This window comes from Asticcacaulis sp. (assembly GCF_027484505.1).
Classification (GTDB): domain Bacteria; phylum Pseudomonadota; class Alphaproteobacteria; order Caulobacterales; family Caulobacteraceae; genus Asticcacaulis.
The window spans coordinates 21,148-45,606 of the sequence record NZ_JAIXSV010000125.1 but is presented as its reverse complement, the minus strand read 5'-3'; the positions used below and the strand labels follow the sequence as shown (position 1 = coordinate 45,606).

The 24,459-nt window shown below is 61.0% G+C and carries 19 protein-coding genes and 1 pseudogene; 9 read left to right on the top strand and 11 right to left on the bottom strand.

Translation table 11 applies throughout. From position 1 onward, the window contains the following. Together Q0072_RS07840 and Q0072_RS07835 are read right to left on the bottom strand one after the other, a co-directional pair. Positions 1-227: pseudogene (locus tag Q0072_RS07840) on the bottom strand (GNAT family N-acetyltransferase); the annotation flags it as partial. Between the two features lie 56 nt (positions 228-283). Continuing rightward, positions 284-2,416: a S9 family peptidase gene (locus Q0072_RS07835; RefSeq protein ID WP_298328107.1), complete on the bottom strand. Its 2,133-nt coding sequence runs from the start codon at positions 2,414-2,416 to the stop codon at positions 284-286. A 277-nt stretch (positions 2,417-2,693) separates the two neighbouring features. Between Q0072_RS07835 and Q0072_RS07830 the strand changes: the two genes are divergently transcribed. Next, a complete protein-coding gene (locus Q0072_RS07830; RefSeq protein WP_298328104.1) occupies positions 2,694-3,569 on the top strand; it encodes a serine protease in 876 nt (291 codons plus the stop codon). Between the two features lie 3 nt (positions 3,570-3,572). Here Q0072_RS07830 and Q0072_RS07825 read toward each other — a convergent pair whose 3' ends face one another. Continuing rightward, entirely contained in the window at positions 3,573-5,327 is a 1,755-nt protein-coding gene (locus Q0072_RS07825; protein ID WP_298328101.1) for an acyl-CoA dehydrogenase, read from the bottom strand. A 217-nt stretch (positions 5,328-5,544) separates the two neighbouring features. Here Q0072_RS07825 and Q0072_RS07820 point away from each other — a divergent pair, with 217 nt between their 5' ends. Then, a complete protein-coding gene (locus Q0072_RS07820; protein ID WP_298328098.1) occupies positions 5,545-6,807 on the top strand; it encodes a YceI family protein in 1,263 nt (420 codons plus the stop codon). 230 nt (positions 6,808-7,037) lie between these two features. Next, a complete protein-coding gene (locus Q0072_RS07815) occupies positions 7,038-7,967 on the top strand; it encodes an L-threonylcarbamoyladenylate synthase (protein WP_298328096.1) in 930 nt (309 codons plus the stop codon). Here Q0072_RS07815 and yaaA read toward each other — a convergent pair. Next, positions 7,964-8,731 (bottom strand): peroxide stress protein YaaA, encoded by a 768-nt coding sequence (gene yaaA, locus Q0072_RS07810; RefSeq protein WP_298328094.1) that lies wholly within the window; start codon positions 8,729-8,731, stop codon positions 7,964-7,966. The genes Q0072_RS07815 and yaaA overlap by 4 nt on opposite strands. A gap of 295 nt (positions 8,732-9,026) precedes the next feature. Between yaaA and Q0072_RS07805 the strand changes: the two genes are divergently transcribed. Next, on the top strand, positions 9,027-9,878 hold the full coding sequence (locus Q0072_RS07805; protein WP_298328092.1) for a response regulator: 852 nt from the start codon (positions 9,027-9,029) through the stop codon (positions 9,876-9,878). A gap of 190 nt (positions 9,879-10,068) precedes the next feature. On the opposite strand, the gene Q0072_RS07800 is transcribed toward Q0072_RS07805, so the two are convergent. Continuing rightward, positions 10,069-11,502, bottom strand: a complete 1,434-nt coding sequence (locus tag Q0072_RS07800; protein ID WP_298328091.1) for an FAD-binding oxidoreductase — start codon at positions 11,500-11,502, stop codon at positions 10,069-10,071. A 62-nt stretch (positions 11,503-11,564) separates the two neighbouring features. Between Q0072_RS07800 and Q0072_RS07795 the strand changes: the two genes are divergently transcribed. From Q0072_RS07795 to Q0072_RS07775, 5 genes are all read left to right on the top strand, one after another. Beyond that, positions 11,565-11,993, top strand: a complete 429-nt coding sequence (locus tag Q0072_RS07795) for an NUDIX hydrolase (RefSeq protein ID WP_298328089.1) — start codon at positions 11,565-11,567, stop codon at positions 11,991-11,993. Positions 11,994-12,204: 211 nt separating this feature from the next. Next, complete coding sequence (locus Q0072_RS07790; RefSeq protein WP_298328087.1) at positions 12,205-13,134, top strand: SPFH domain-containing protein; 930 nt, start codon at positions 12,205-12,207, stop codon at positions 13,132-13,134. 11 nt (positions 13,135-13,145) lie between these two features. Beyond that, positions 13,146-13,628 carry an NfeD family protein gene (locus tag Q0072_RS07785; RefSeq protein ID WP_298328085.1) on the top strand — a complete coding sequence of 161 codons (483 nt, stop codon included), beginning with the start codon at positions 13,146-13,148 and terminating at the stop codon, positions 13,626-13,628. Positions 13,629-13,722: 94 nt separating this feature from the next. Further along, entirely contained in the window at positions 13,723-14,526 is an 804-nt protein-coding gene (locus Q0072_RS07780) for a class II aldolase/adducin family protein (RefSeq protein ID WP_298328082.1), read from the top strand. A 35-nt stretch (positions 14,527-14,561) separates the two neighbouring features. Then, a complete protein-coding gene (locus tag Q0072_RS07775) occupies positions 14,562-15,323 on the top strand; it encodes a hypothetical protein (RefSeq protein WP_298328077.1) in 762 nt (253 codons plus the stop codon). A gap of 103 nt (positions 15,324-15,426) precedes the next feature. On the opposite strand, the gene rsmA is transcribed toward Q0072_RS07775, so the two are convergent. The 6 genes from rsmA to Q0072_RS07745 all read right to left on the bottom strand — a co-directional run bounded on the left by rsmA (position 15,427) and on the right by Q0072_RS07745 (position 24,124). Beyond that, positions 15,427-16,260, bottom strand: a complete 834-nt coding sequence (gene rsmA, locus Q0072_RS07770; protein ID WP_298328074.1) for a 16S rRNA (adenine(1518)-N(6)/adenine(1519)-N(6))-dimethyltransferase RsmA — start codon at positions 16,258-16,260, stop codon at positions 15,427-15,429. Further along, the gene (gene pdxA, locus Q0072_RS07765) at positions 16,261-17,289 is read right to left on the bottom strand and encodes a 4-hydroxythreonine-4-phosphate dehydrogenase PdxA (RefSeq protein ID WP_298328073.1); all 1,029 of its coding nucleotides are present in this window, start codon (positions 17,287-17,289) and stop codon (positions 16,261-16,263) included. It abuts the gene before it with no gap. Between the two features lie 5 nt (positions 17,290-17,294). Then, positions 17,295-18,566 (bottom strand): peptidylprolyl isomerase, encoded by a 1,272-nt coding sequence (locus Q0072_RS07760; protein WP_298328071.1) that lies wholly within the window; start codon positions 18,564-18,566, stop codon positions 17,295-17,297. 71 nt (positions 18,567-18,637) lie between these two features. Continuing rightward, entirely contained in the window at positions 18,638-21,616 is a 2,979-nt protein-coding gene (gene lptD, locus Q0072_RS07755) for an LPS assembly protein LptD (RefSeq protein ID WP_298328068.1), read from the bottom strand. A 217-nt stretch (positions 21,617-21,833) separates the two neighbouring features. After that, the gene (locus Q0072_RS07750) at positions 21,834-22,973 is read right to left on the bottom strand and encodes an LptF/LptG family permease (protein WP_298328065.1); all 1,140 of its coding nucleotides are present in this window, start codon (positions 22,971-22,973) and stop codon (positions 21,834-21,836) included. Continuing rightward, complete coding sequence (locus Q0072_RS07745; protein WP_298328062.1) at positions 22,970-24,124, bottom strand: LptF/LptG family permease; 1,155 nt, start codon at positions 24,122-24,124, stop codon at positions 22,970-22,972. Before Q0072_RS07745 ends, Q0072_RS07750 begins: the two co-directional genes overlap by 4 nt. Between the last annotated feature and the right edge of the window lie 335 nt (positions 24,125-24,459).

Below are 24,459 nucleotides of genomic sequence, written 5' to 3'. Positions count from 1 at the left end.
ATGCGCGCCCGAAACGGCGAGGCATAGGCATAGCCGATGACGTTACCGCCTTCGGTGGCCACCAGATAAGGCAGGTTCATGCCCTGCAATTCCTGCCAGCGCGCCCGCATGGCGTCCTCACCCGGCGGCTCGGTATCGAAGGTGCCGGTCCCGTTCAGCACCCCGTCCTTATAGATTTCGGCTATGGCGGCAAAATCAGCGGCCTCAGCCGGGCGAATATCGGTCATTCTTAGGTCTCAAAAATCGCCTCCCCATGCCTGCGACACAGGGAGGAGGGCGATAGTTACGCCGGTTTGGTCCAGCCCTTGTCCAGCGCCCAGATAGCGAAGGCGTAGTTAAGCGCGGTTTCCTTCAGGCGATCAAAACGTCCCGAAGCCCCACCGTGCCCGGCCTCCATATTGATTTTGAGCAGGATGGGCGAACCTGAGGTCGTATATTCGCGCAGCTTCGAAGCCCACTTCATAGGCTCCCAGTAGGTGACGCGCGGATCGGACAGGCCGCCCGTGGCCAGAACCGGCGGATAGGCCTTGGCCGTCACATTGTCATAGGGCGAATAGGAGGCGATATATTCGTAAGCCGCCTTGTCCTCCAGCGGGTTACCCCATTCCGGCCATTCCGGTGGCGTCAGCGGCAGGGAGGTGTCGCTCATGGTGTTGAGCACATCGACGAACGGCACCTGACCGATCACGCCGCCCCACAGGTCCGGACGCAGATTGGCAATGGCCCCCATCAGCATACCGCCGGCGGAACCGCCTTGCGCCACGATGCGACCCTTTGAACCATAGCCATTGGCGATCAGATGCTCCGCCGCGGCAATAAAGTCGGTAAAGGTGTTCTTTTTCTTGAACTTTCGGCCGTCCAGGAACCAGTTATAACCCTTTTCCGTGCCGCCGCGGATATGCGCAATGGCGTAGATAAAGCCGCGATTGACGAGGCTGAGGGTCGAAACCGAGAAGGTCGGCTCCATCGAAATGCCGTAGGAGCCGTAGCCGTAGAGCAGCAGAGGCGCCGAGCCGTCCAGTTTGGTATCCTTTTTCATCAGCACTGTCACCGGCACCTCGACTCCGTCAGACGCCTTGGCGTAGAGGCGTTTGGCGACATAGTCGGCGGGGTTATGGCCCGATGGCACGACCTGCGTCTTGCGCAGCACCCGTTCCTTGGTTGCCATGTCGTAATCATAGGTCTGGGCCGGGGTGGTCGGTGAGGTATAGGTGTAGCGCATCACCGTCGTGTCGTATTCCATAGAGCCGCCCAGGCCCAGCGCATAGGCCTCTTCCTTCACCGCGATCTCGTGCTCGCTGAGGTCGGCCTTTTTGGTGATGACGATGCGCGAATTGGCGTTTTCGCGCTCGGTACGCACCATGTGGCCCTTGAACAGGCCAAAACCGGTGACGTAGATGCCCGGACGGTGCGCAATCCACGGCTTCCATGTTGAGCGCGCCGGGACGGCAGCGGTTGAGGTCATGATCTGGAAATCGACCGCGCCGTCGGCATTGGTCAGGATAACAAAACGATCGTCCCAGTGATCAACGCTGTATTGCACGCCCGTGTGACGCGCTTCGACCACCACGGGGGCAATGGTCGGGGTCTTGGCCGGGATCAGGCGCGCCTCTGAGGTTTCGTGATCATTGATGCTGATCAGGATGAACTGCTCATCCGAGGTCAGGCCGACCCCCATGAAGAAACCCGGATCGGTTTCCTCATAGACCAGCACGTCCTCACCGCCCTTGGCCGGGCGACGGTAGAGCTTGGACGGGCGACCATTATCGTCGCGGAAGGTCCAGAAGATATGTTGCGAATCCGGCGTGAAGACGAAGTCACCCGTGGCGCTTTCGACCGGCTTGCCCAGCAATTGCCCTGTGGCGAGGTCCTTGACGTAGATCTTATAGACTTCCGAGCCTTGGGTATCCTCGGCCCAGGCATAGAGTTTGTGATCCGGGCTGTGGGTCGTGGTGGCCGTGGCGTAGTATTCGTGGCCCTTGGCGGCGGCGTCTTCGTCCAGCAGGATTTGCTCATCGGCTGGGATTTTGGCGAAGGGCACGGTTTCGCTGCTGATCTTGTCCTTGCTGCGCGGCTTGCGGGCATTAATCGGGTGCTGACCGCCGATATTGTAGCGGACATAATATTCCCACGCGCCGTCAGGCGCGGGCACCGACGAATCGTCTTCCTTGATGCGGCCCTTGATTTCTTCGAAAATGGTCGTCTGAAGCGCCTCGGTCGGCTTGAGCAGGGCCTTGGTATAGGCGTTCTCCTCGATCAGTTGCGCCTTGACGTCGGCCTTGATGGCGGCAGGATCACGCAGCACGGCCTGCCAGTTGTCGTCCTTCATCCAGAAATAGTCGTCGGTGCGCTTGAAGCCCAGTTGCTCGATCGTGTGCGGCTTCTTCAGGGGCTTGGGGGCGGGGGTTTGGGACATCAGACTCTCTGCGGCGAAGACGGAGGAAGGGGCACCCAGCGCACCGGCACTCAGGGCGACGGTGGCACCGGCGCTATAATTCAGGAAATTTCGGCGATTGAGGCCACGAACCGGCGGGTTTTTCATGGGAGCACCTTTGACAAATTGCGTTCGGGACGCAAGGATGAATGGGCAACAGGTTGATACGATCCACTGCCGGACGTCAACTTACGCCTTGTTTATTTGTGGCGGTGGTTTGGGCATGGTTTTGGCCCATTTGGGGGGTAAGACATAGGATATGGATGCTGACCTGACCCTCGACCTGATCGAAGCCACCGTTCAGATTGACCAGCCGGTCAATGATCAGAAGCGCATGGTCGGCACGGGTTTCCTTGTGTCCGTTCCGCGCGAAGGGGCCGCCCCCGAAGTGGTGCTGGTCACCGCCGCCCACGTCTTTGAGCGTATGCCCCAGAACGAGGTGCGTATCGGCTGGCGCGTCAAGGCCGCCAACGGCACCTGGCAATATAGCCCGACCCGCATCCCCATCCGCACCAATGCCGGGCCTTTGTGGACGCAAAACCCCAAGCAGGACATTGCCGTCATCGCCGTTCAGGTGCCGCCGTCCTATAAGGACAAGGCCATCCCTTTGAGCTGGCTGGCCGATGAGCGCTCCTTCGATCAGTGGCACGTCTCGCCCGGCGACGAGATGATGACGCTCGGCTATCCGCACGGCTATTCGGCCAATACGATCGGTTTTCCCATCCTGCGCGCGGGTCGGCTGGCCTCCTATCCGGTGGGGCCGGTATCGAGCTTCCCGACCTTCCTGATCGACCTGACGGCCATTCCGGGAAATTCCGGCGGCCCTGTGTTTATGACCGAACACACCGAGCGCGCGCCGGGGGCCGATGCGCCCAGGGCGACTCTGGTCTCCGGCATCCTGACCAAACAGGTTGAGGTCAATGCGCAGCGTCTTGAACTGGGCCTTGTCACCCATGCGGTCTTTGTGCGCCAGACCATCGAGCAGTTGTTCGTCGCGCGGGGACAGGCCCCCGGCGTTAAGGTCGGCGTGACCTCATCGGCCGCGCCGCCACCGGTGGTGATTGCGCCGAAAAAACTCTCCCCCAGAGAAGCCGCCGGCGCGGCGGCAGCGGGGCAGACCAAGAGCAAGCCCTGAGCCTCAGAGACCCTCGGACAGGGCCTCCAGCGAGGCCGCCCCGGCGGTAATGGCGGTGTGCAGCGCCTGCGCGTGCGACAGGATGTGCGCGGCATAGAGCTTCCACAGTTCGACCTTGGCCCTCAGCCACGCCGGATCGCCGTCATTGGCTTTGAGGCGCGCCGTCGCTTCGACCGCGCCGCGCAGCAGGACATAGCCGCCGACCACGTCGCCGGTCAGTTTCAGATAGGCCGTGGCCCCGGCCTGAACGTCTGCGGGGCGGGCTTTCTTCTGCCCCACCAGCCACAGACTGGCGGCCTCAAAGGCCGTCAGAGCGGTGTCAAGTTGTGCGACGGATGCCTTAAGATCGTCGCTTAAATTGTTGTTTTGAATATAGGATTGGATATCCGCTTTAAGCTCCATTGCCGAGGCCGCATCGTCGCCCAGCTTGCGGCCCACAAGGTCGCCGGCCTGAATGCCATTGGTCCCTTCGTAGATGGGGGCAATGCGCGCGTCGCGGTAATGCTGGGCCGCGCCGGTCTCTTCGATAAAGCCCATGCCACCGTGCACCTGCACCCCGGCCGAGGCCACTTCGACGCCGATATCGGTCGCCCAGGCCTTGGCGACGGGGACCAGAAAGTCCTCACGGCGCTTTACGCGGGCGTCGGCGTTCAGGCGATAATCGTCGGCGGCCATGGCCGTCAGCAGGCAGATACCGCGCGCCGCTTCGATCCTGGCCTTCGACAGGGCCAGCATCAGGCGCACATCGGGGTGATCGAAGATCGGGGCCTTCTTTTCGCCGGTCAGGACCGAATTGCCCTGACGGCGGTCGTGCGCATAGGCCAGCGCCAGTTGGTAAGCGCGTTCGGCAATGCCCACGCCCTGCACGCCGACGGCGAGACGCGCGGCATTCATCATGGTGAACATGGCCATCAGCCCCTGATGCGGCTGCCCGACCAGCTCGGCCTTCGCGCCTTCAAAGGCCATGACGCAGGTGGGCGAGGCATGGATGCCCAGCTTGTGTTCCAACCCAACGGCGCGCAGAGCATTGCGCTCGCCCAGCGACCCGTCGTCATTGACGAGGTATTTCGGGCATAAAAACAGAGAGATACCGCGCGTCCCTTCAGGTGCACCGGGAAGTCGCGCCAGCACCAGATGCAGGATATTGTCGCGCGTCTCGTGATCACCCCAGGTGATGTAGATCTTCTGCCCGGTCAGGCGGTAGGTATCGCCGTCCGGCACGGCCTGACTGGTGAGAAGCGCCAGATCGGAGCCGGCCTGCGGTTCGGTCAGGTTCATCGTGCCCGACCATTCTCCGCTGGTCAGATACGGCAGATAGAGCGCCTTCTGACGCTCGGTGCCGTGGTGGTGCAAAGCCTCAATGGCGGCCTGTGAGAGGGTGGGATACAGCGCAAAGGCCATATTGGCGGCGTGGAACATTTCATAGGCCGCCATTTCCAGCGCCTTAGGCATGGCCTGCCCGCCGTGTTCGGCCGGGGCCCCCAGACCGGCCCAGCCGCCTTCGGCAAAGGCGGACACGGCCTCCGCAAAACCGGGCGCGACGGTGACCTTATCGTTTTCGAGCTTGGCGCCATGCGTATCGCCGACGCGGTTGAGCGGCGCCAGCACCTCTTCCGACAACTGCCCGGCGGCGTCGAGAATCGCGTCGAGCAGATCACCGTCGAAATCGGGATAGGCGGAACTCTGGTACAGGCGCTCAATGCCCGTTACCGCCGTCAGGCTGAACTTGAGATCCGCGAGCGGGGCACGGTAGGTCATGGGATTTCCTCAGCTTTTATTCTACTGATTTCCTGATGACGCATGACGTGGCGGCAGGGAAATTCACAGTTCCGTGAACTTCCCTTACGGCATAAGACAAAAGCCGCATGAAAACAGGGCAGGTCTTGATATGTAATTTTGGTGGTTACATATAGCCGTTGATTTTGCATGCCGCATCGGCATAGTGTTCAGCAACGCACATTTGAGGAGTCGTCCCATGACGCCCGCCACCTATCACCGCGCCTCGCGCTATCTGCACTGGGCCATGGCCGCCCTGATTTTCTACATGGTCTTTCTGGGCTGGACGCTGGAGGACAAGGACGGTGGTCTGTTCTCGCGCTATCAGATGCACAAGTCCGTGGGCTTTCTGATCCTCCTGCTCACCTTTGTGCGGATCGGCCTGCGTGTGGCCTATAAGGCCCCGCCGGAGATCGAGGGGCCCAAATGGCAGATGGCGGCGGCAAAGGCCGTGCATATCGGCTTCTACGTGCTGATGATCGGCCTGCCCCTGAGCGGCTGGGCGCTGGTGTCAACGGCCAAGGTGCCGGTGCCGACCCTGTGGTTCGGCGTCGTGCCGATCCCGCACCTGCCGCTGGGCCACGACACGCATGAGGTGTTTGAGGCGCTGCATGGGCTGTTTGCCAAGCTGATCTTCTACGTCCTGATCCCGCTGCATGTCGGCGCGGCGCTGATGCACCATTTCATCCACAAGGACGATACGGTGACGCGCATGTTGCCGGGGCTGGAGCCGAAGCCGACCCTCCTGCAAAGCGCGCTGAACCTGCGCTGGCTGGTGCCGGCGGTAGCGGTGGTGGGCGCGTTTGTGCTGGCCACCTTTATGATGCGCGGGGCCAGTGTGCCGGAACCGGCCCCCGTCGCTGCGCCGGAAGTGGTGGAAACAGTGGCCTCAGCCGAACCCGTGACCAGCGAAGCGGCCTCATCCACAGAATCGGCCTCGTCATCCACAGAGGCGTCCACAGCGGTGCCCGTGTGGACGGTCAGCAAGGCGGCCTCCTATATCCACTTCGCCACCACCTTTAACGGTGAGGCCATCAAGGGCGGTTTCGGCAGCTATACGGCAGATATCACCTTCGATCCGCAACGCCTTGATCAGTCGAAGGCGACCGTGGTGATTGATCTGGCCTCGGTCAACAGCGGCGACCAGACCCGCGACGACACGCTGAAAAGCGACAGCTTCTTCAACACGGCCGCTACCCCCAAGGCGACCTTCAAGGCGACGACCTTTAGCCAGACGGGGCCGGATAAGTATCTCGCCAAGGGCCGCCTGACCCTGCACGGCCAGACCAAACCCTTAGACCTGCCGTTTACGCTGAAAATCAACGGCAAACAGGCGGTGATGACCGCCACGGCCAAGCTCAATCGCCTGGACTATGGGGTGGGCTCCGGCGAATGGACGGCCACGGATGCCGTGCCCAATGCGGTGTCGTTGGATCTCAAGGTCACGGCCACGACGAAATAGGGCTTACGCGCGCGCCATGGTGTGATATGGCGCGCCATCCTTTTCTCCTCCCTTCCGCGTAGCGATGGGGAGGGGGACCCTCAGGCGCAGCGCAGAGGGTGGACGGGGATAGCGCTTCTGTTTCAAGGGTTTCGGGCCTTGGTCGGCTATCGAGTCATCCCCCTCCATCGGCCTCGCTGCGCTCGCCGCCACCTCCCCATGCCTGCGGCACAGGGAGGAGAGATGTAGTTATGTCAACGGTTACTGATGCCATTGCCGCGCTGGGACGCGGGGAACTGATCCACCTGCCGACCGAGACGGTCTATGGGCTGGGGGCGCGTGCCGATGATCCCACGGCGGTGGCGAAGGTGTTCGAAGCCAAGGGCCGTCCAAGGTTTAATCCGCTGATCGTGCACGTGGCGTCGCTGGAGGCGGCCGAAGCTATTGGCGTGTTTGACGATCGCGCGCGGGCTCTGGCTCAGGCCTTCTGGCCGGGGCCCCTGACGCTGGTGGTGCCGGTGCGCGACACGCAAAAGGTCTGTGATCTGGCGCGCGCCGGGCTCGACAGCGTGGCGATCCGCGTGCCGTCGCATCCGCTGGCGCGCGCCATTCTCGAAGGCTTTGCGGGCGGTGTGGTGGCCCCTTCGGCCAACCGATCGGGCCGCCCCAGCCCGACGCGCTTTGCCGATGCGCTGAGCGAAACCGGGGGCTTTGTCGGGGCGTCGGTCGATGGCGGTGATTGTCAGGTCGGACTGGAATCCTCGGTGGTCAGCCTTCTGGGGGAGGTGCGTTACCTGCGCCCAGGTGCCGTGACGCGGTCAGATGTCGAGGCCGTGGTCGGGCCGCTGGCCGATGATGCCACCGAAGGGCACCGCTCACCGGGCCGTCTCAGCCTGCATTATGCGCCGGACGCGCCTGTGGATATAAATGTGCAAAACCCGCCCGGCGACTGTGTGTATCTGGCCTTCGGGACGGTGGATAAGGCTGTGAATTTCGCGGGGATAATCCTCAACCTCAGCCTGACGGGCAACCTGTCGGAGGCCGCCGCTAACCTGTTCGCTTACCTGCGCGAAGCCGATGCCCATAAGCCCGCCCGTATCTGCGTGGCACCGATCCCGTCGGACGGTTTGGGGGAGGCGATCAATGACCGCCTGAAACGCGCCGCGGGGTTTGTGGGTTAGACGTCGGTGTGCTTCCGCGAAAAGGTCCACACCGTCTCTGACGACTGTTCCGGCACGAAGCGATAGCCTTCGGAGTCGAAGGCCTTTGCCGCTTGGGGATCGGTGATCCGGTGGTCGATGACGTAGCGCGCCATCAGGCCGCGCGCCTTCTTGGCAAAGAAGGAAATCATCGAGGTCTTGTCGCCCTTGATCTCCAGGAACTTCACCTCAATGACCTTCAGTTTCAACGCCTTGGTCAGGGCGGCGCGGGCATATTCCTGACTGGCCAGATTTAGCACCGTGTCACTGCCGGCGGCTTTGGCATCCGCCACGATTTCCCTGGCGATGCGGTCGCCCCAGAAGGCGTAGAGGGTGCTACCCTTGGTCGTTTCCAGACCGGTGCCCATTTCCAGCCTGTAGGGCCGGATCAGGTCGAGCGGTCGCAGCAGACCATAAAGCCCCGACAATATCCGCACATGGTCCTGCGCAAAGGTCAGCCCCTCGGCATCGAGGTCACGCGCCTTTAGACCCGTATAGACATCGCCGTCGAACATCAGGGCGGCGGGCAGGGCGGGCTGATCGGCAAACGCTTTGTAGCGCTGATGGTTCAGTTCCCCCAGTTTGGCCGAAATATCCATCAGCCGCTGAAGGTCAGCGGGCTTTTTGCCCTTCATCACCTTGAGCAGGCTCTGGGTCTCACGCGTAAAGCGCGGCTCGCTGGCGGACAGAGGCGGCGAAACCGGCGTTTCGTCTAAGGATTTGGCAGGGGACAGCAGCAGGATCATGCCGCCTGTTTAACGGCGAATCCCGGCGCTGCAAAGGGCTTTGCGGGCAGCGACGGGCGCAGTTCTGCGGTGGTCATATCGAGGGAACCTTTGGGGATTGTCCGTTTGGGTATTTCTCAAATAAAGATTTGATAAGTATAAAATAAAAATACGCGTTTTTGGCGAGTTTTGCGGCGGCTTTCATTGGGTAATATGTTATATTTTTAAATTTTTAAGGAATTTAACTGCAAATTTCGCTCCCTGTTCTGTGTTTATTTTAGGCGTTGCGTACCTCACTGTGAGCTAAAGGGCAAAGATGAACGCGGAAAGAGGGCCTTCCGCAACTTACGGCAGCGTGCTTGTGCTCGATTCCGACCGGGATCAGGCGCGTGAGATGGCGCGTCAACTGAGCCGGCAGAACTGGACGTCTGTGCTGTGTTTCAATGAGGTCATGGCGACACGCACACTACAGCATAACCGCTTTCAACTGCTGGTGATGGACGGCTATGTCGATGGCGTGGACATGTTGAAAAAGGTCGGCAGCCTCAAAAGCCTGATGCAGGATACGCCGATTGCCCTGATGTCCTTTGTCTGGAAGGGGGCGGGCGCGACCCAAAAGGTCCGCGAACAAGCCTTGCAAGCCGGCGCGGATTTCATGCTGCCCAAGCCCGTCGATCCGTCTGAACTGAAAATACTGCTGGGCGAGACGCTCAAGTTTCACCGGGCTCGGCAGACGGACTTCCATGTGCTGGTTGTTGATCCGGACGTGCAACTGCGCACCTTTATCGGCATGACCCTGCAACAGGTGGGCTACAGGGTCAGTGTCGCCAACACGATGGAAGACGTGCTGTTTGACCACAATCTGGGGCTGGTCGATGCGGTGATCACGGCGGTGCTTATCCCCGGCATGGGCGGGGTCGAGGGCATCATGCAGTTACGCAAGGACTATCCGCACATCCGCACCCTGGCCATGTCCGAAGGCATCAATGACAAGATCGGCGCTATGCACGTGCTGGCGGCGGCCAAGGATGCCGGTGCCGACGAGCTTTTGCCCAAGCCGTTCGTCATTCCCGAACTTATGACGGCTGTGGCGCGCATGGCCAAGCACCGCATTCAGGCGCGCAACGAAGAGGCCAAGGCCGCTCTGGACCCGACAAAGGTCGGCTGAGCCGGATTTGGTTCCGCCTTAGAACAGAACGTGCAGGTTCATGATGCGCTCGCGCTCAAGGAGCGAAGCGTTAGCGCAACCCAAAACCGAAGCGCGTATCCGCCTTAGAACAGGACGTGCGGGTTCATGATGCACTCGCGCTCAAGGAGCGAAGCGTTAGCGCAACCCAAAACCGAAGCGCGTATCCGTCTTAGAACAGGACGTGCGGGTTCATGATGCGCTTCGGGTCTAAAGCGAGGCGGATGGCGCGCATGGCTTCGACCGCTGTGGGGTCTTTGTACTGTAGCGCCTCTTGCGTCTTCATGCGCCCCAGACCGTGTTCGGCCGAGATCGAGCCTTCGTACTGATGCACCAGATCGTGCACCACCTTGGCCCCCTGATCGCGCAGGGCGTTGAATTCGGCGGCATCCATGCCTTCGGGGACGATAACGTTGAAGTGGACATTGCCATCGCCCACGTGGCCAAAGGTGACCAGACGCGCGCCGGGCAGGAAGGCTTCGACCGCCGCCGCGCCCTTTTCGATATAGTCGGCCATCTGTGACAAAGGCACGGAGACATCATGCTTCCACGCCGCGCCCTCGACCTTTTCGGCGGCGGAGTGTTCTTCGCGCAGACGCCAGAAGGCCGCAGCCTGCGTTTCGTTCTGCGCTATGGCCGCATCAACGATCAGCTCTTCTTCGAACGCGGCGGTCAGCAGGCGCTCCATCGACCCTTCTGCACCCTCAGGATCGCCGGAAGCCACCTCGATCAGGGCATACCAGGGATATTCCCCTTCCAGCGGTTCGCGCGTGTCGGGGATGTTTTTCAGCACCAGCGACAGGCCATAGCGGCCCATCAGTTCAAAGGCTTCGACCTGACCGCCGGTTTCCTGCTTGGCGCGGCCCAGCAGGTCGATGGCCTTCTGCGCCGTCTCAAAGCCGACAATCGCCACGCAGCGCGAATTCATCACCGGGAACAGCTTGAGCGAAGCGGCGGTGATGATGCCCAGCGTGCCTTCGGCGCCAATAAACATCTGCTTGAGGTCGTAGCCGGTATTGTCTTTGCGCAGGCGCTTCAGGCCATTGAAAATCTCCCCATTGGGCAAAACCACCTCAAGGCCGGAGACCAGATCGCGCGTCACGCCGTAACGCAGCACCGCGGTGCCGCCGGCATTTGTGCTGATCACGCCGCCGACGGTGGCCGTGCCCTCAGCCGCCAGCGACAGGGGGAAGAAGCGATTGGCTTTTTCGGCAATCTCCTGCGCCTCAAGGAGCGTGATCCCGGCTTCCAGCACCATGGTGTCATCGGTGGGGGCGACGTCGCGGATGGCGCGCATGCGTTCCAGCGAGACAAGGATTTCGCCGAACGGAATCTGACCGCCGACCAGCCCTGTATTGCCGCCCTGCGGGGTGATGGCCACGCCGTGTGCGTTGCAGATTTTGACGACCTGCGACAATTCTTCGGTGGTCCTGGGCAGTACCAGCAGCGGCGTGTGGCCTTTCCACTTGCCGCGCCATTCGGTCAGCTTGGCCGTCACGCGCAACGCGTCATCAGACCAGCCGGCGTCACCGACCACGGCCTTGATCTCAGCGATCACTTCGGGCGCGACGGGTGGGCATTGGGCGAAATCGGCGGTGGCGGTCATGCGGCGTATCCCGGCAAACAGGTGTGTTATATATCACGGCGGTTTAGCGGGAGAATCGCCAAGTGCAAGCCAAAATCGAGCGTCCGGTCCCGGCAGTAGGCGTTGTTTGCTGGCGCGACGATGAAGTTCTGCTAATTCGTCGCGGGCGCGAACCGCGCAAAGGCCAGTGGTCGATCCCCGGTGGCAAGGTCGAGCGCTTCGAGCCGCTTAGAGATACGGCCTTGCGTGAGCTGCGCGAAGAGACGGGGGTTGAGGCGCGACTGGGGCCGCTGATCGACGTCTATGAGATCATCGAACCGGGCAGCGAGGCCCATCCGGATGGTTTTCATCTGGTGCTGATCGACTATGTGGCCGAATGGACGGCGGGCCAACCGGTGGCGGCGGACGATGCCGACGAAGCGCGGTTTGTGGCCTATGAGGAAGCGTTGCGTCTGCTGATTGAGGACGATCTGAAGGATGTGGTGACGCGTTCGCGCGGTTTGCGCGGCTAAGGCTTACCCTTTTTTGCGCTACGAAAATCGGCGGCGTAACCTCCGGTTTTCGTAGCTATTCCTCCCGGTTGCGCTACACTGTGCACCTAGAGCCATGCGTTAGCTCAGTTGAGACAACGAATGGCTCTAAGATTTTGTTTGGTCGCGCAATTATTCCGAAAAGTGGTATCCACTTTATCGGCTTGCGCTCTAACCACTGAGGGGCGTCTCCATGTTCAGTATCTTTGCCGGCGTTCTGATCGTCGTGACTTTTTTCATCCTGTTTTCGGTCATCAAGATCGTACCGCAGGGCCGCGAATTTACGGTTGAACGCTTTGGCCGCTATACCCGCACGCTCAAGCCTGGCATCTCCTTCCTGACGCCGTTCATCGAAGTGGTTGGCAAGAAGGTCAATATGATGGAGCAGGTGTTTGACGTGCCGCAGCAGGACGTGATCACCAAGGACAATGCCATCGTCAAGGTGGACGGGATCGTCTTCACGCAGGTGATGGACGCCGCCGCCGCCGCCTATCGCGTCGATAACCTCAACAATGCCATCACGCAGCTGGCCATGACCAACCTGCGCACAGTGGTCGGTTCGATGGAGCTGGACGAAGTGCTGTCGCAGCGCGATTCGATCAATACACGCCTGCTGACCGTCATTGATCATGCGACATCGCCCTGGGGCATCAAGGTGACGCGCATCGAGATCAAGGACCTGCGTCCGCCGCACGATATTACTGACGCCATGGCGCGTCAGATGAAGGCCGAGCGCGAACGCCGCGCCCTGATCATCGAAGCCGATGGTGAGCGTCAGGCCGCCATTGCCCGCGCCGAAGGGGCCAAGCAGGCCGCCGTGCTTGAGGCCGAAGGGCGCAAGGAAGCCGCCTTCCGCGACGCCGAAGCGCGCGAACGCGCCGCCGAGGCCGAAGCCAAGGCGACCCAGATGGTGTCGGACGCCATCGCGTCGGGCGATACCAAGGCCATCAACTACTTCGTGGCGCAAAAATACGTAGAGGCCTTTGCCGGCTTCGCCAATTCGCCCAATACCAAGACCCTGATCCTGCCGGCCGATCTGGCCTCGCTGTCGGGGTCCGTCGCGGGTGTGGCCGAACTGCTGAAGACCGTCACGGATCAGGCTCCGGCCACGCGGAGCAAGTAACGGAGGGGAGTATGCTGGAGTTTTTGCTGGCGGAGTCGCAGGGGCGGCAGCTTTTCTGGGCATGGCTGATTATTGGCGGGTCGCTGCTGGCGCTCGAAATCGTCATCGGTACGCAGTGGCTTTTGTGGCCCGCCGCAGCGGCTGTGATCGTCGCCGTGATCACACTGACCGGGGCACCGGCCAACCTTCTGGTGCAGATCGTTATTTTCTGCGTCCTGACCCTGATCATGACGCTTCTGTCGCGGCGGTTTCTGAAACCACCCGCCGCGGAAGGGGCCGACATCAACGACCCGCATCACCGCCTGATCGGGCAGGAGGCGACGGTGATTCACGCCTTCGATGACCTCGAAGGTCAGCGCGTCAATGGTCGTGTCATCTTCGATGGCGTCGAATGGCCAGCTCAGAGTGAACGGGAGGATGCCCCCATCGGTTTGACCGAAAAGGTGCGCATTCTCGGCGTCAGCGAAGGTAAGCTGATCGTTACAAGGGTCTGATATTGCGTAGATAACCCGGCAAGCCATGCAATCCGCTTGACTTACGGTACGTCAATCCCCTGTCATCGGCAAAACGATACAGGGAGACGACCTCATGACCACTGAAACCGCCTCGGTTCATCCGCTGATTAGCTCCGCCGAATGGGCCATCCGTAAAGATCTGGCGGCGCTTTATCGTCTGGTGGCCATATTTGGTTGGGACGACACCATCTTTACCCATATTTCGGCCCGCGTTCCGGCAAAGGACTCGCTTGTGGTCGGGACGGATGGGCCGGTGGTGTCATCGGTCGATCATTTTCTCATCAATCCCTACGGCACCTTTTTTGAGGAAATGACGGCTTCGGCTCTGGTCAAGGTCGATCTGGACGGGCAGATCGTGGGCGCGACGGATGCCTTTGTCAATCCGGCGGGGTTCACCATCCATAGCGCCCTGCACGCGGCGTGCCCGGATGCGCATGTGGTCATCCACCTGCATACGGACGCCATGACCGGCGTATCGGCGCAAAAGGAGGGCCTGCTGCCCCTGACGCAAAACGCCCTGTTGCTGGGGCCGCACCTGGCCTATCACGCCTATGAGGGGGTGGCGCTCGATCACGATGAAAGGCAGCGTATCGTCGCCGATCTGGGGCCAAAGAAGATCATGCTGTTGCGTAATCACGGGGCGCTGGCCTATGGTGCCTCAGCGGCCGAGGCCTTTACCCTGATCTATTTTCTGGAGCAGGCCTGTCGGCAGCAGATTGCCGCCCTGTCGGCCGGACGCCACGGGGTGCTGGAAGCGCCACAGGACGTTCAGGACAAGGTGGCACCGTTAGGGGCCGGGGTGGGTTTTGTCTCCGGTCTGTTGTGGCCGGGGCTGATGCGGCGGCTGGAGCGTCATTATCCCGGTTGGGATTGCTGAGGGGGACGGTTTTGAGCAGGTGGGGGCGGTGGATTTTGGCATTGATGCTGGCCCTGTGGCCGGCGTCCGTCTGCGCCTCAGCTTGGGGGCCGGACACCGGCGCGAGCGAAGTCATCGTCAAGGCGGAGGTGGTCAGCACCAGCAAGGGCTTCGACGCCTCCGGCACGGCGGCGATCGATCTGCCGCACTGGGAAGAGAAGCGTGTGACGGTCTTTGCCGAACGCGGCGTGCACGACCTGCTGAGCGTGTTTGCCAAGGCGAATATTCAGGATATTCAAACCTCTGTGGACAGTTTCTCAGGTTTGGGTTCCATCGAAATCGGGCTGAAAACCCCGCTCTATCGCTCGGATAACAGTGCGCTGAGCGCCAGTGTATCGCTGGATGGCTTCGGCAAAGGGCGGCGCGATGAGTTCTCGGTGCCCGGCGATGAGGACCCGGATATCGAAGTGCGCCTCTATGGCGGCCATAGTTTCGAGGCGCGCAAGGTGCCGATGTTTGTCGATGCGCAGGTCGCTCGCCGCGCGCGCAGCGGGTCAAACGCCGATCAATGGCGGGTGGATCTGACCGTCGGGGCGCGGCCTTCGCCCAAATGGATCGTTATGGCTCAGGTGTTTGCGGGCAAGACGGATCGCCTGAACGGTTTTGAAGCCAAATGGACGCACGTGGAAACCAGCGCCGTGCGCTTTTTCGATGCCAAACAGACCCTGGGCGTGCAGTTTGGCCTGCGTCAGACGGTCAGCGGCGAGAATGTGCCGAAATCCAGCGCCCTCACGGTCGGCCTGTGGAAACGGTTTTGAAGGCCGAAGGGCCACGGGCCCTTCACCCGTAACTGGGAGCAAAAGGCACTGTCGGAGTGGGTGCGGGCCTTTATGGGGTTTGGGGCCAACTGGCCCCAAGACCTTAAAGCGCTTCGGCCAACCGCAAAAAGTCCGCCGGACTGATTTTTTCAGCGCGCAGGGTCGGGTCAATCCCAACCTTGGCCAGCAAGGTCTCTCCGCCCAGCGCCTTTAACGAGGCCCGCAACATCTTGCGGCGCTGACCAAAGGCAGCCGCAGTGAGGGTTTCCAGATTGCGAATGACGCGCGCATCGGGGCGCTCGGGCTTGGGGATCAGGCGCACCACGGCGCTATCGACCTTGGGCGGCGGCGTAAAGGCGCGTGCCGGCAGGTCCATCAGCTTTTCACAGTCGCACAGGACCTGAGAGATGACCCCCAGACGGCCATAATCATCGTCGCCGACCGGGGCCACAACGCGCAGGGCGACCTCAAGCTGAAACATCAGGGTCAGGGATTTGGGCTGCCACGGCCCGGTCAGCCACTTGATCAGCAGGGGTGTGCCGACATTATAGGGCAGGTTGGACACCAGATGTGCGTGCGGCGGCAGGCCGCGCTCTGTCAGCAGAGCGGGCTCATTGACCTTCAGCGCATCGGCTTCGACCACGCCGAAACGGCCGGGGTAGGCCGTATCCAACTCCGTCAGCAAGTCGATGAACCGCGCGTCCTTTTCGACCGCCAGCACATAGGCGGCTTCGCTTTCCAGCGCCGCGCGCGTCAGGCCGCCAGGGCCGGGGCCGACCTCGATCACCACCTCACCGTCAAAGCTGTTGCCCCCTTCCTGCCCCAGACGCACGATCTTGCGCGTCACATTGAGGTCGAGCAGGAAGTGCTGACCGAAGCTCTTTTTGGCCATCAGGCCGTGGGCTTCGAGGCTTTCGCGGAGGGAGGGCAGGGTCATTTAGAGGGTTTGGGCTCGGTTCAGGCTGATGTCGTGGGCGGCCCGGATGGCGTTGATCAGACTGTCGGGGCGGGCCACGCCTTTGCCGGCAATAGCAAAACCGGTGCCGTGATCCGGAGACGTCCGCACAATGGGCAGGCCGAGGGTTATATTGACGCCGCCCCAGAAGTCCAGCGTCTTGAGCGGAATCAAGCCTTGATCGTGATAGAGGCACAGGGCCGCATCATAGGTGCGACGCGCCTCAGCGTGGAAAAGCGTATCGGCGGGCAGGGGACCGGAGATGTCCAGCCCTTCGTTGCGCAGGGCCGTCACCAGCGGTCGCAGCAGATCGACTTCTTCGCGCCCGATGGTGCCGTCTTCACCCGCATGAGGATTGAGCCCGGCCAGCACCAGCCGCGGTTTGGCCACGCCAAAGTCGCGGATCAGGGCTTCGTGGGTGACGTGGGCAAGGGTGCGAACGGTCTCCGCCGACAGGTGCGCTTTCACCTCCGACAGGGGGATGTGGATGGTGGCCAGTACGACACGCAGGGCGCTGTCATTGGCGGCATCGGGCGCGGTCAGCATCATCACCGGGCCGCGCGTGCCGGAATAGGGGGCGTCAGCGGTCAGGTTACCGAGATATTCCGTATGGCCGGGAAAGGCAAACCCGGTGGCGTAGAGCACCGACTTGGCGATAGGGGCGGTGACGAGGCCGCGCGCCGCGCCGGACAGGCACAGGCACACACCTTCGCGTATCCAGCCGGTAATTTGCGGCGCGTGAACCGGATCGGGCTGACCGGGAAGGGCGGGGGCGCTCAGCGGGCGGTCAAGAACCGGCAGGCCATCGGGAAAGGCCGCTACGGCTTCGGACAGGTCATTGATACGCTGAACCGGCCCCAAAGATGCCAGCAGATCGGCATCGCCCAGAACCGCGAAAGCGTATTTCGTCTCTGACCTTAGGGCCGCCCACGCCTTATGCACCAGTTCGGGTCCGGTGCCGCAGGGATCACCCAGACTGAGGACCAGCGGTGCCGTCACGGGCGGGCGCAACGCCCTTACCGGCTTTCGATGGTGGCACCGTCGCGGATGTCACGCAGATAACGACGGCCCAGCATGGCGACCTTTTGCTGCGTCAGGCGTTGTTCGACCTGTTCGCGCGAAGGGACGTCATCACCGGCGGCGGTCTTGTCACAGACATAGACCACATTGATATTCATCGCGTTTTTCATCGGCTCGGTGCTTTGCCCGACCTTGAGCGGTTGCAGGGCAGAGGCGTATTCCGGCTTTAAGTCGCTGAGGGTTGTAAAGCCGAGATCAGCGACGCTGACCTGACCATTGCCTTTTTCGTTATTAAGGGCGTCACAGGTCGGATACTTGGCGCGGAAGCTGGCCAGAGCCCGCATCGCCGAATCCCCACCGGTCAGCGGCACAGCGGCCTGTTTCAGGCGGACCTTGGCGTCGGTCTTGCCTTCCTTCTTTTCGCGCAGATAGTAGATATAGACGCCTTCGTCCGTGACGATGGGACGCGTCATCTGCCCCGGATTCATGCCCTTAAGCACGGTTTCGACCTTGGGGTCGATGGTGCCGGAAACGAGCCATCCCGCGTCGCCGCCATTGGCCGCCGACGGGGCGTTGGAAAATTGCCGTGCCACCGACTGAAACGGCGCGACGCCTTGCGCGATCTGCTCAAACAACTGCTGCGCCCCGGCTTCGGCCTCTTTCTGGCCGCCGGCGACTTCCGGATCAATCAGGATTTCGGCCACCAGATATTGCGGCTTCTGGCTGTCCTCGGTCAGCTTGGTCATAAAGGAATCGACCTGATCCTTGCCGACGCGCGCCTTGGGGCGGAAACGGCCATTGACCAGTTGCCCCCAGGCGATTTCGGCCTTGATCTGATCGCGCAGGGTCTGCGCTTCGATCCCGGCGCGCTTCAGTTCGGCCAGAAGCTGATCCTTCGACAGGCCCGACTGCTGCGCCATATTGGCGATTTCCTCGTCGATTTCCTCATCGGAGACGGTCAGCTTGAAATGGTCGGCCTCGGCCAGTTGCAGATGCTCATCGATCAGAGCGCGCAGGGCCTGCTGCTGGAAAGCCGCGTAGTTCTGCTGCGTGACCTGCACACCCGAGGTGATGATCAGCAACAGCATACGCTGCTTGAGATCGTAGGACGAGATCAACTTGTCATTGACCAGCGCCACGACCCCTTCGCCCAGCGGGCGCGCCTGCGCTGACGGTTGGGCGGTCGTCTGTGCCACGGCCGGAAGGCCCGACAGGGTGAGGCAGGTGCAAAGCAGCAGCGCGGAACGGCGGAAGGCAACGGAGGTCATGTCGTTCGTTTTAATCTTTTCAACAAAGCGGCGCTGCGGCCGGGTCTGGCAATCTATAAACCATACGGCTCTTAGCGTACATTGACAAAATCATCGTCCGATGGCGCCAATGTGGCAAGACTTATCCGAACCGAAATAGACTCATTCGCTTTGCCATTATTGCCGAGCAGGGCCGTTTCATCGCGTTGATAGACCAGCTCCAGACGTGCGCAGTCATCCTTATAGATGACCGAGGCTTCGGAACGCAGCCAGCGGTCACGCAGCATGTCGCGGCTGACCTGAGCGGAGACGCCCCACCGGGAGTTAAAGAAGTGCTGCCCGAACAGTTGCAGGTCGTGGTAGCCCACGGTCGGCACCAGTTCACCATCGACGACGGTGAAATTATAGTTGTTCTTCAGGCCAAGCAGAGCCGTCTTGTCGTACTGGTGGCGCAGGGTGAGCTGCGTATTGGCACTGAAATAGCTCACCCCGGTTTCGCCCCGGCGGATCGTGCCATCATCGCCGATGCGTTGACGGGTGTAAAGGCGCAGGCCCCGGCCCGTATCGACATCCGCCTGTACGATCCAGTCGGACCTGGTGTTGGCCAGACTGGAGGCGTCGTATTTGTAGGTCGTATTGCCGATCTTATAGAGGCGATAGAAGTTTTCTTCCGGGGTCTTGCGGAAGGCACGACCGATCAGCGACGAGAAACGGAAGCCTGAATCGTAGCTGAGCTGGGTCTTCAGGCCCACATTCAGACGCTTGCCACCCTCGTAAAGGTCGAAACCGGGGGAACGGTTGGCCTTGAACAGGGTGGTCGCATCGACTTCGAACGCATTTGAGTCTTCGTTGGTGAGGAAGGGCTCAACCTGCGAATCGGGGGACAGGGCGATTTGCGCGATGGGTTCGACCACCACGGATAAGCCGGCGAACTTACGCAGCAGCGGATAGGAGAGGTCGAGGCCGACCGTACCGAGGCTGCGCGATATGCGGCGAGTATCCGCAACGCCTGACGATGGAAGGGGGTAGTCTTTCGCGTATAGGGCTATCTGATCGCTATTGAGATAGTCCCGCAGATAGTATTCGTCGTGACGGGCATCGAGGAAGGGCGCGAACTTGAGGCCGCCGGGGGTGACCATATCGCGCCGCCACGACAGGCCGATATTGGCGCGCGCCGTATCAACAGACCCACGATAATCAACCGTTGTGTTGCCTTTGGTTACTATGGCATCGGCCCCGGGGAAAATGTCCGTTGAAGGCGTTGTCTTGCGAATGATCGACACGGCATTGGCCGACAGGGTCAGACGCCCGCCCAGTATTTCCTTGTCCGGCGACCAATAGGCGTCGATCATGGGGGCGACAACGGGTTGGAACCGGTCGCGCTCTGCCAGATAGAGAACTGGGCTTGTTGCCAGATCGGAACTCAGCCGGTGCTGACCGCCAATAGCCAGGCTCTGGAACGAAATCAGCGAGGCGCTGAAGAAGGCCGTATCGGTCTGACGCACCAGATTGATCTGACTGATCAGGCGGCGCGAATTGCTCGAAAAATCCCCGGCATAAGGGAAGCCTTCATCCACCTTATAGCGTTCGTAGAAGTTCGAGATCGGAAGACCCGCAGGAATGGGCGTCGAGACCGGGTTACCATTGGTGTCGGCCGACCACGACAGCAGGCCGTTGCTGGTCTTGTCCCATACCCGCTGCGCCGTGAAGTTCCAGCGCCAGTCTTCGTTGATATCGAACTTGCCATCCAGCAGCATGAAGCCACGGGTAGCGCTTTCGCCCCATTTGCGGCCATCATTATCAAAGAAGCGCTCGTTGGTGACGCCAAAGCGGCTGTGTAAATCACCGGAGTAGAAGCGGCGGTTGAGTTCCAGATACAGCAGTGGATTGAGCTTGCTGGAAAATTCCGGGCTGATGATAATGTCCGTGTAGGGCGAGACCGCCCACAGGTACGGCAACTCCAGCGTCGCTCCGCGCCGCCCTGAAAAGCCGGGCTTTGGCATCAGGAAGCCTGAGCTGCGCTTGGCCGTCACGTCGGCGTGCCACAGAACAGGGAGATAGAGGACGGGGACGCCCTTGGCCTTGATGATAGCGTTGCGATAGATCACCACGCGGTGTTTCTTGTCCTGCGTGATCGAACTGGCCTGAATATGCCAGGTCGGCTCCTGCGTGACATTGTTTTTTACACACAGTTCGCAGGGGGTAAAAATCGCTTCGCTGAGGCGGTTGGTCTGTTCATCCAGACGTTCAACCTTGTTGGCGAACAGCTTGGATTTTTCGCCGTCGATATAAGCGATACGATCACCGGTGCCGGACGAATGCTCGTTATCGACCTCCAGCCGGTCGGCATATTGCACCGAACCGTCCGGATTGATCGTTTGCACATTGCCGGTTGCCACGGTTTTACCGGTCGTCTGATCGTAGCGGACCTCGTCAGCACGAATGAGGCGGCCTTCCCAGCGCATCTCGACCTTCCCGCGCGCCAGCATGATGTTGTCTTCCGGAGATGTGACCTCGTCCGCAGTGATAAACGCCCCCTCTTCACCCAGCCCATCGTCCGGCAGCGGTGGTTCCGCAGGCTTGTTGCCGTTGGGGCTATCCTTGCCGTTCAGGCGGTCGCGTTCGGCCTTCAACACCTGTTCATCGCTCAGGCGTGCGGTCATCGTTACGGGCGCAGTGGCAAGAGCCGGGGCAGGCGCAGATGTCGGCGGGCTATCCGTTACGGCCTGAGCCAGGGCGGGCAGGGCGACGGCCTCCGCAGCGGGGGCGGCAGAGCGCCGGGGGCGCGTGACATGCGGGACTTCGGAGGTGTCGGCAATCGTCTGATTGACGGCCGCAGGCGGTGCAGCCGGGGTAGGGACAGGGGCCGTCGTCACAACAGGTGCCGGGCGCGCGACAGCCTCGACCGTCGGTGCGGCCATATCGCTGTCATCGGCGAAAAAGCGAACCCCCCTTACACCCAGTTCACCTTCGGCATCGGTTTCCGGGCGCGCGGCGGCTTCTCCGCTGACAACGCCGGCGGCCACTAAGGTCAGGACTCCTACGCTCAGCTTGAGCGACGCTTTTCTCATGTGGGGTGTACCTGATGGAAGGGAACGCGGGACAAACGCTTCGGGTGATTTGGCTAATAATAGGTTGCCAGACGACTGTCGGGTATCGTGAATTTGAATTTCGCTTCATTTTTCATGTCGAAAGCCGAACGAGTTTCAGAGTCAGGACACTCAGGACAGTTTTTCATATGAGTAGGGCGAGGGCGCACCGGGCGTCCTCAGATGTCAATTCCTTTTCCTAGCCGTCCTCAGTGTAAACAAGCAATGTCAGGGCCGTCAAAAAGGCGACCAGCGGTGTGGCCCAGCCGGCCAGAAAGGCAGGGATAACCTCGGCCTTGCCCAGCGAACCACAGAGCTGATTAAGGAAAAACACCATGAAGCCCAGCACGATACCCGATAGGGTCAGTCGCGCCAGCCCGCCAATCCGCATCAGGCGCAGGCTGAAGGCGGCCCCCAGCGCGGTCATGGCGGCGAACATCAGCGGCGTGGCCAGCAACTGGTGCAGGCGGAGAATGTAGCCTGCGGCCGAAAAGCCGGAAGACTCGATCTGCATTATGGTGCCGGGCAGTTGCCAGAAATTGGTCGATTGCGGTACGGCAAAGCGGCTGAACGCCCGATCAGGACTCAAATTCGAGTCGATAGACAGGGTGTTGTAATACAACAGGGACTCGCCGGGTTTACTGACGCGCGCATTCTTGAGTTGCCAGGTTCCGGGGCGCAGAACCGCCTCTGAGGCGTCGATACGTGTCAGAAAACGCGGGATTTCGGTTTCGTCCAGAGCGAAGGTCCAGAAGCTGGCGTCGATCAGGCGTCCGTCATCGCTCTGTTTGCGAGCATGGATAACGGTCTGCTGCTTGCCGTCCCCCTGCCTCAGATAGACCTCGCCCGTTTTGGCGCGGGTATCAGATTGCGATTGGAACGCAGCAAAACGATCGTACTCATCCGCCAGCCGGGTGGCGATGGGGTTGAGGACGGTTATGGTCAGGGCCCCCAGAATGGCCGCCATGCCGGCTACCGGCAGCACAAAGCGCCAGGCCGACATGCCCGCGGCGCGCATGGCAATCAGCTCGGAACGGCGGTTCAGTCCCACAAAGGCCGAAAGGGTGCCAAACAGGAAGGCAAAGGGCAGAAGGACGAGAATAATATTGGGAGATTTCAGCAGCAGCAGCCCGACAATCTGCAGGCTGCTCAGGTCACCGCGCTGACCCAGCGATTTTGACACTTCCACGTAGTCGATCAGGAAGATAATGCTGGAGACGATCACCAGAGCCGTGCCGACGGCCATCAGACAGCGCGTGATGATGTAGGTCGTCAGACGTTCCCGACGCCATGGATTGGCATAGCTCAGCAGAGTGAGAACGGCGGTAAGCGGGTTCATGCCTGACCTCCGAGGGGTCTGAGTTCCCTCAGGTTTTGCGCGCCTGTGGCCTTGCTCCGCACGCAGGTGCGGTCGTTTTTGCGGATGATGGCCAGGCAAGCCCAGATCAGCGCCACCGGCACGACATATTGCAGAATATTGGCCACGGGGGTATTGGCGCAACCGGCCTCAATAGCAAAGCCGACGATGCGGATACCGGCGGCGATAAAAGAGACAGTGGCGATGCGGCGGCCATAGCCCTGACGGCTGAACGCCCCCCCCAGAACGCCCACCACAGCCAGCAAGCAGAAGCCCAGATTGTACAGTGGCCCCGAAATGCGGGCATGACCTTCGGCCATCAGCTTTGTCCAGTTACCGTTTTCCCACTCCATCGCGCGGTTGGGGAAGAAGAGTTCATGCGGGAAGCGGTCGGAATCCTTGAAGTGCAGATAATCTTCGGAAATCACGTACTGCGAAATGTCGAAGGAGTATTCGGCAAAGGTCAGATGGTTCAGCACGCCCTGCGGCGACAACTGCTGCGTCGAGCCATCGCGCAGGATTAGGACCTGCCCACCCTTGGCCGGCGTAATCACGCGGCCTTCGCGCGCCATATAGGTGCGGTCCTGCCCGTTGGCGCCGGGCGTGCGGATAAAGATTTGACGCAACAGGCCGCTTTGATCAATTCGCTGCACGTAGATGGTCATGCCCGACGGCGTCGTCGAAAAGTCGCCCTCGCGCACGGCGGCAGCAATGACGTCGGTCTTGATCTTGAACAGTTCTTCCCGCATGGCGCGGGAGGCGGCGGGCTGGATGAACAGGGTCATCAGCAGGCCCGTCAGGGTGATATAGACGCCAAAGCGCACCACCGGAGACGCGATACGCCACAACGACATGCCGTTGGCATAGCTGGCCACGATTTCATGGTCGTTATGCATACGGTTGAGCGCCACCAGCGTGCCGACAAAAATGGCCACCGGAAAGATCAGGCCGGACAACTGCGGCAGGGCCAGGAAGGTGATTTTCAGGAAGGTGCTCAGGCTCTGCCCGCGTTCAACAATGACGTCGAACTGAGTCAGGGATTGCGACAGGATGGCGATAGCCGTCAGGGCGGCAATCGCCCCCAGAATCGGCGTGCGCATCTGGCGCGAGATGTAACCTTCGATCGTACGCAATGGCCAGCCTGAAAAAATGAAAAGAAACAAAGATGGCACGTGAGCGGCAGCCATGTCGAAATTATGGCCGGACACTCTCTATGCCGTCTGTTTTGACTGCATAGTGAGGCAATAGCAAGCCATCTACCGCAGTGCAGTAGAAAAATCGGTTGTTTGTTTGCCCTGAGACAACTGTGACCGCCTTGCCACGGCCGGGCAAATGGTGCTTAAACGGGCGCGGATTGCGGGCCCCTGCCCTGAGTGACATGGGGTGTGTGAGCGGCCCGTAGCTTACGCGTGTCTTCAGCGGCCCTGTGCGCTCAGCATTTTCGGCCGCTGGTATCAGATGGAGTTTC

Bases quoted from the DNA above. Each gene is read 5' to 3' on its own strand.
- Q0072_RS07835 (WP_298328107.1), bottom strand. From the start codon at position 2,416: ATGTCCCAAACCCCCGCCCCCAAGCCCCTGAAGAAGCCGCACACGATC.
- Q0072_RS07830 (WP_298328104.1), top strand. From the start codon at position 2,694: ATGGATGCTGACCTGACCCTCGACCTGATCGAAGCCACCGTTCAGATT.
- Q0072_RS07825 (WP_298328101.1), bottom strand. From the start codon at position 5,327: ATGACCTACCGTGCCCCGCTCGCGGATCTCAAGTTCAGCCTGACGGCG.
- Q0072_RS07820 (WP_298328098.1), top strand. From the start codon at position 5,545: ATGACGCCCGCCACCTATCACCGCGCCTCGCGCTATCTGCACTGGGCC.
- Q0072_RS07815 (WP_298328096.1), top strand. From the start codon at position 7,038: ATGTCAACGGTTACTGATGCCATTGCCGCGCTGGGACGCGGGGAACTG.
- yaaA (WP_298328094.1), bottom strand. From the start codon at position 8,731: ATGATCCTGCTGCTGTCCCCTGCCAAATCCTTAGACGAAACGCCGGTT.
- Q0072_RS07805 (WP_298328092.1), top strand. From the start codon at position 9,027: ATGAACGCGGAAAGAGGGCCTTCCGCAACTTACGGCAGCGTGCTTGTG.
- Q0072_RS07800 (WP_298328091.1), bottom strand. From the start codon at position 11,502: ATGACCGCCACCGCCGATTTCGCCCAATGCCCACCCGTCGCGCCCGAA.
- Q0072_RS07790 (WP_298328087.1), top strand. From the start codon at position 12,205: ATGTTCAGTATCTTTGCCGGCGTTCTGATCGTCGTGACTTTTTTCATC.
- Q0072_RS07785 (WP_298328085.1), top strand. From the start codon at position 13,146: ATGCTGGAGTTTTTGCTGGCGGAGTCGCAGGGGCGGCAGCTTTTCTGG.
- Q0072_RS07780 (WP_298328082.1), top strand. From the start codon at position 13,723: ATGACCACTGAAACCGCCTCGGTTCATCCGCTGATTAGCTCCGCCGAA.
- rsmA (WP_298328074.1), bottom strand. From the start codon at position 16,260: ATGACCCTGCCCTCCCTCCGCGAAAGCCTCGAAGCCCACGGCCTGATG.
- Q0072_RS07760 (WP_298328071.1), bottom strand. From the start codon at position 18,566: ATGACCTCCGTTGCCTTCCGCCGTTCCGCGCTGCTGCTTTGCACCTGC.
- lptD (WP_298328068.1), bottom strand. From the start codon at position 21,616: ATGAGAAAAGCGTCGCTCAAGCTGAGCGTAGGAGTCCTGACCTTAGTG.
- Q0072_RS07750 (WP_298328065.1), bottom strand. From the start codon at position 22,973: ATGAACCCGCTTACCGCCGTTCTCACTCTGCTGAGCTATGCCAATCCA.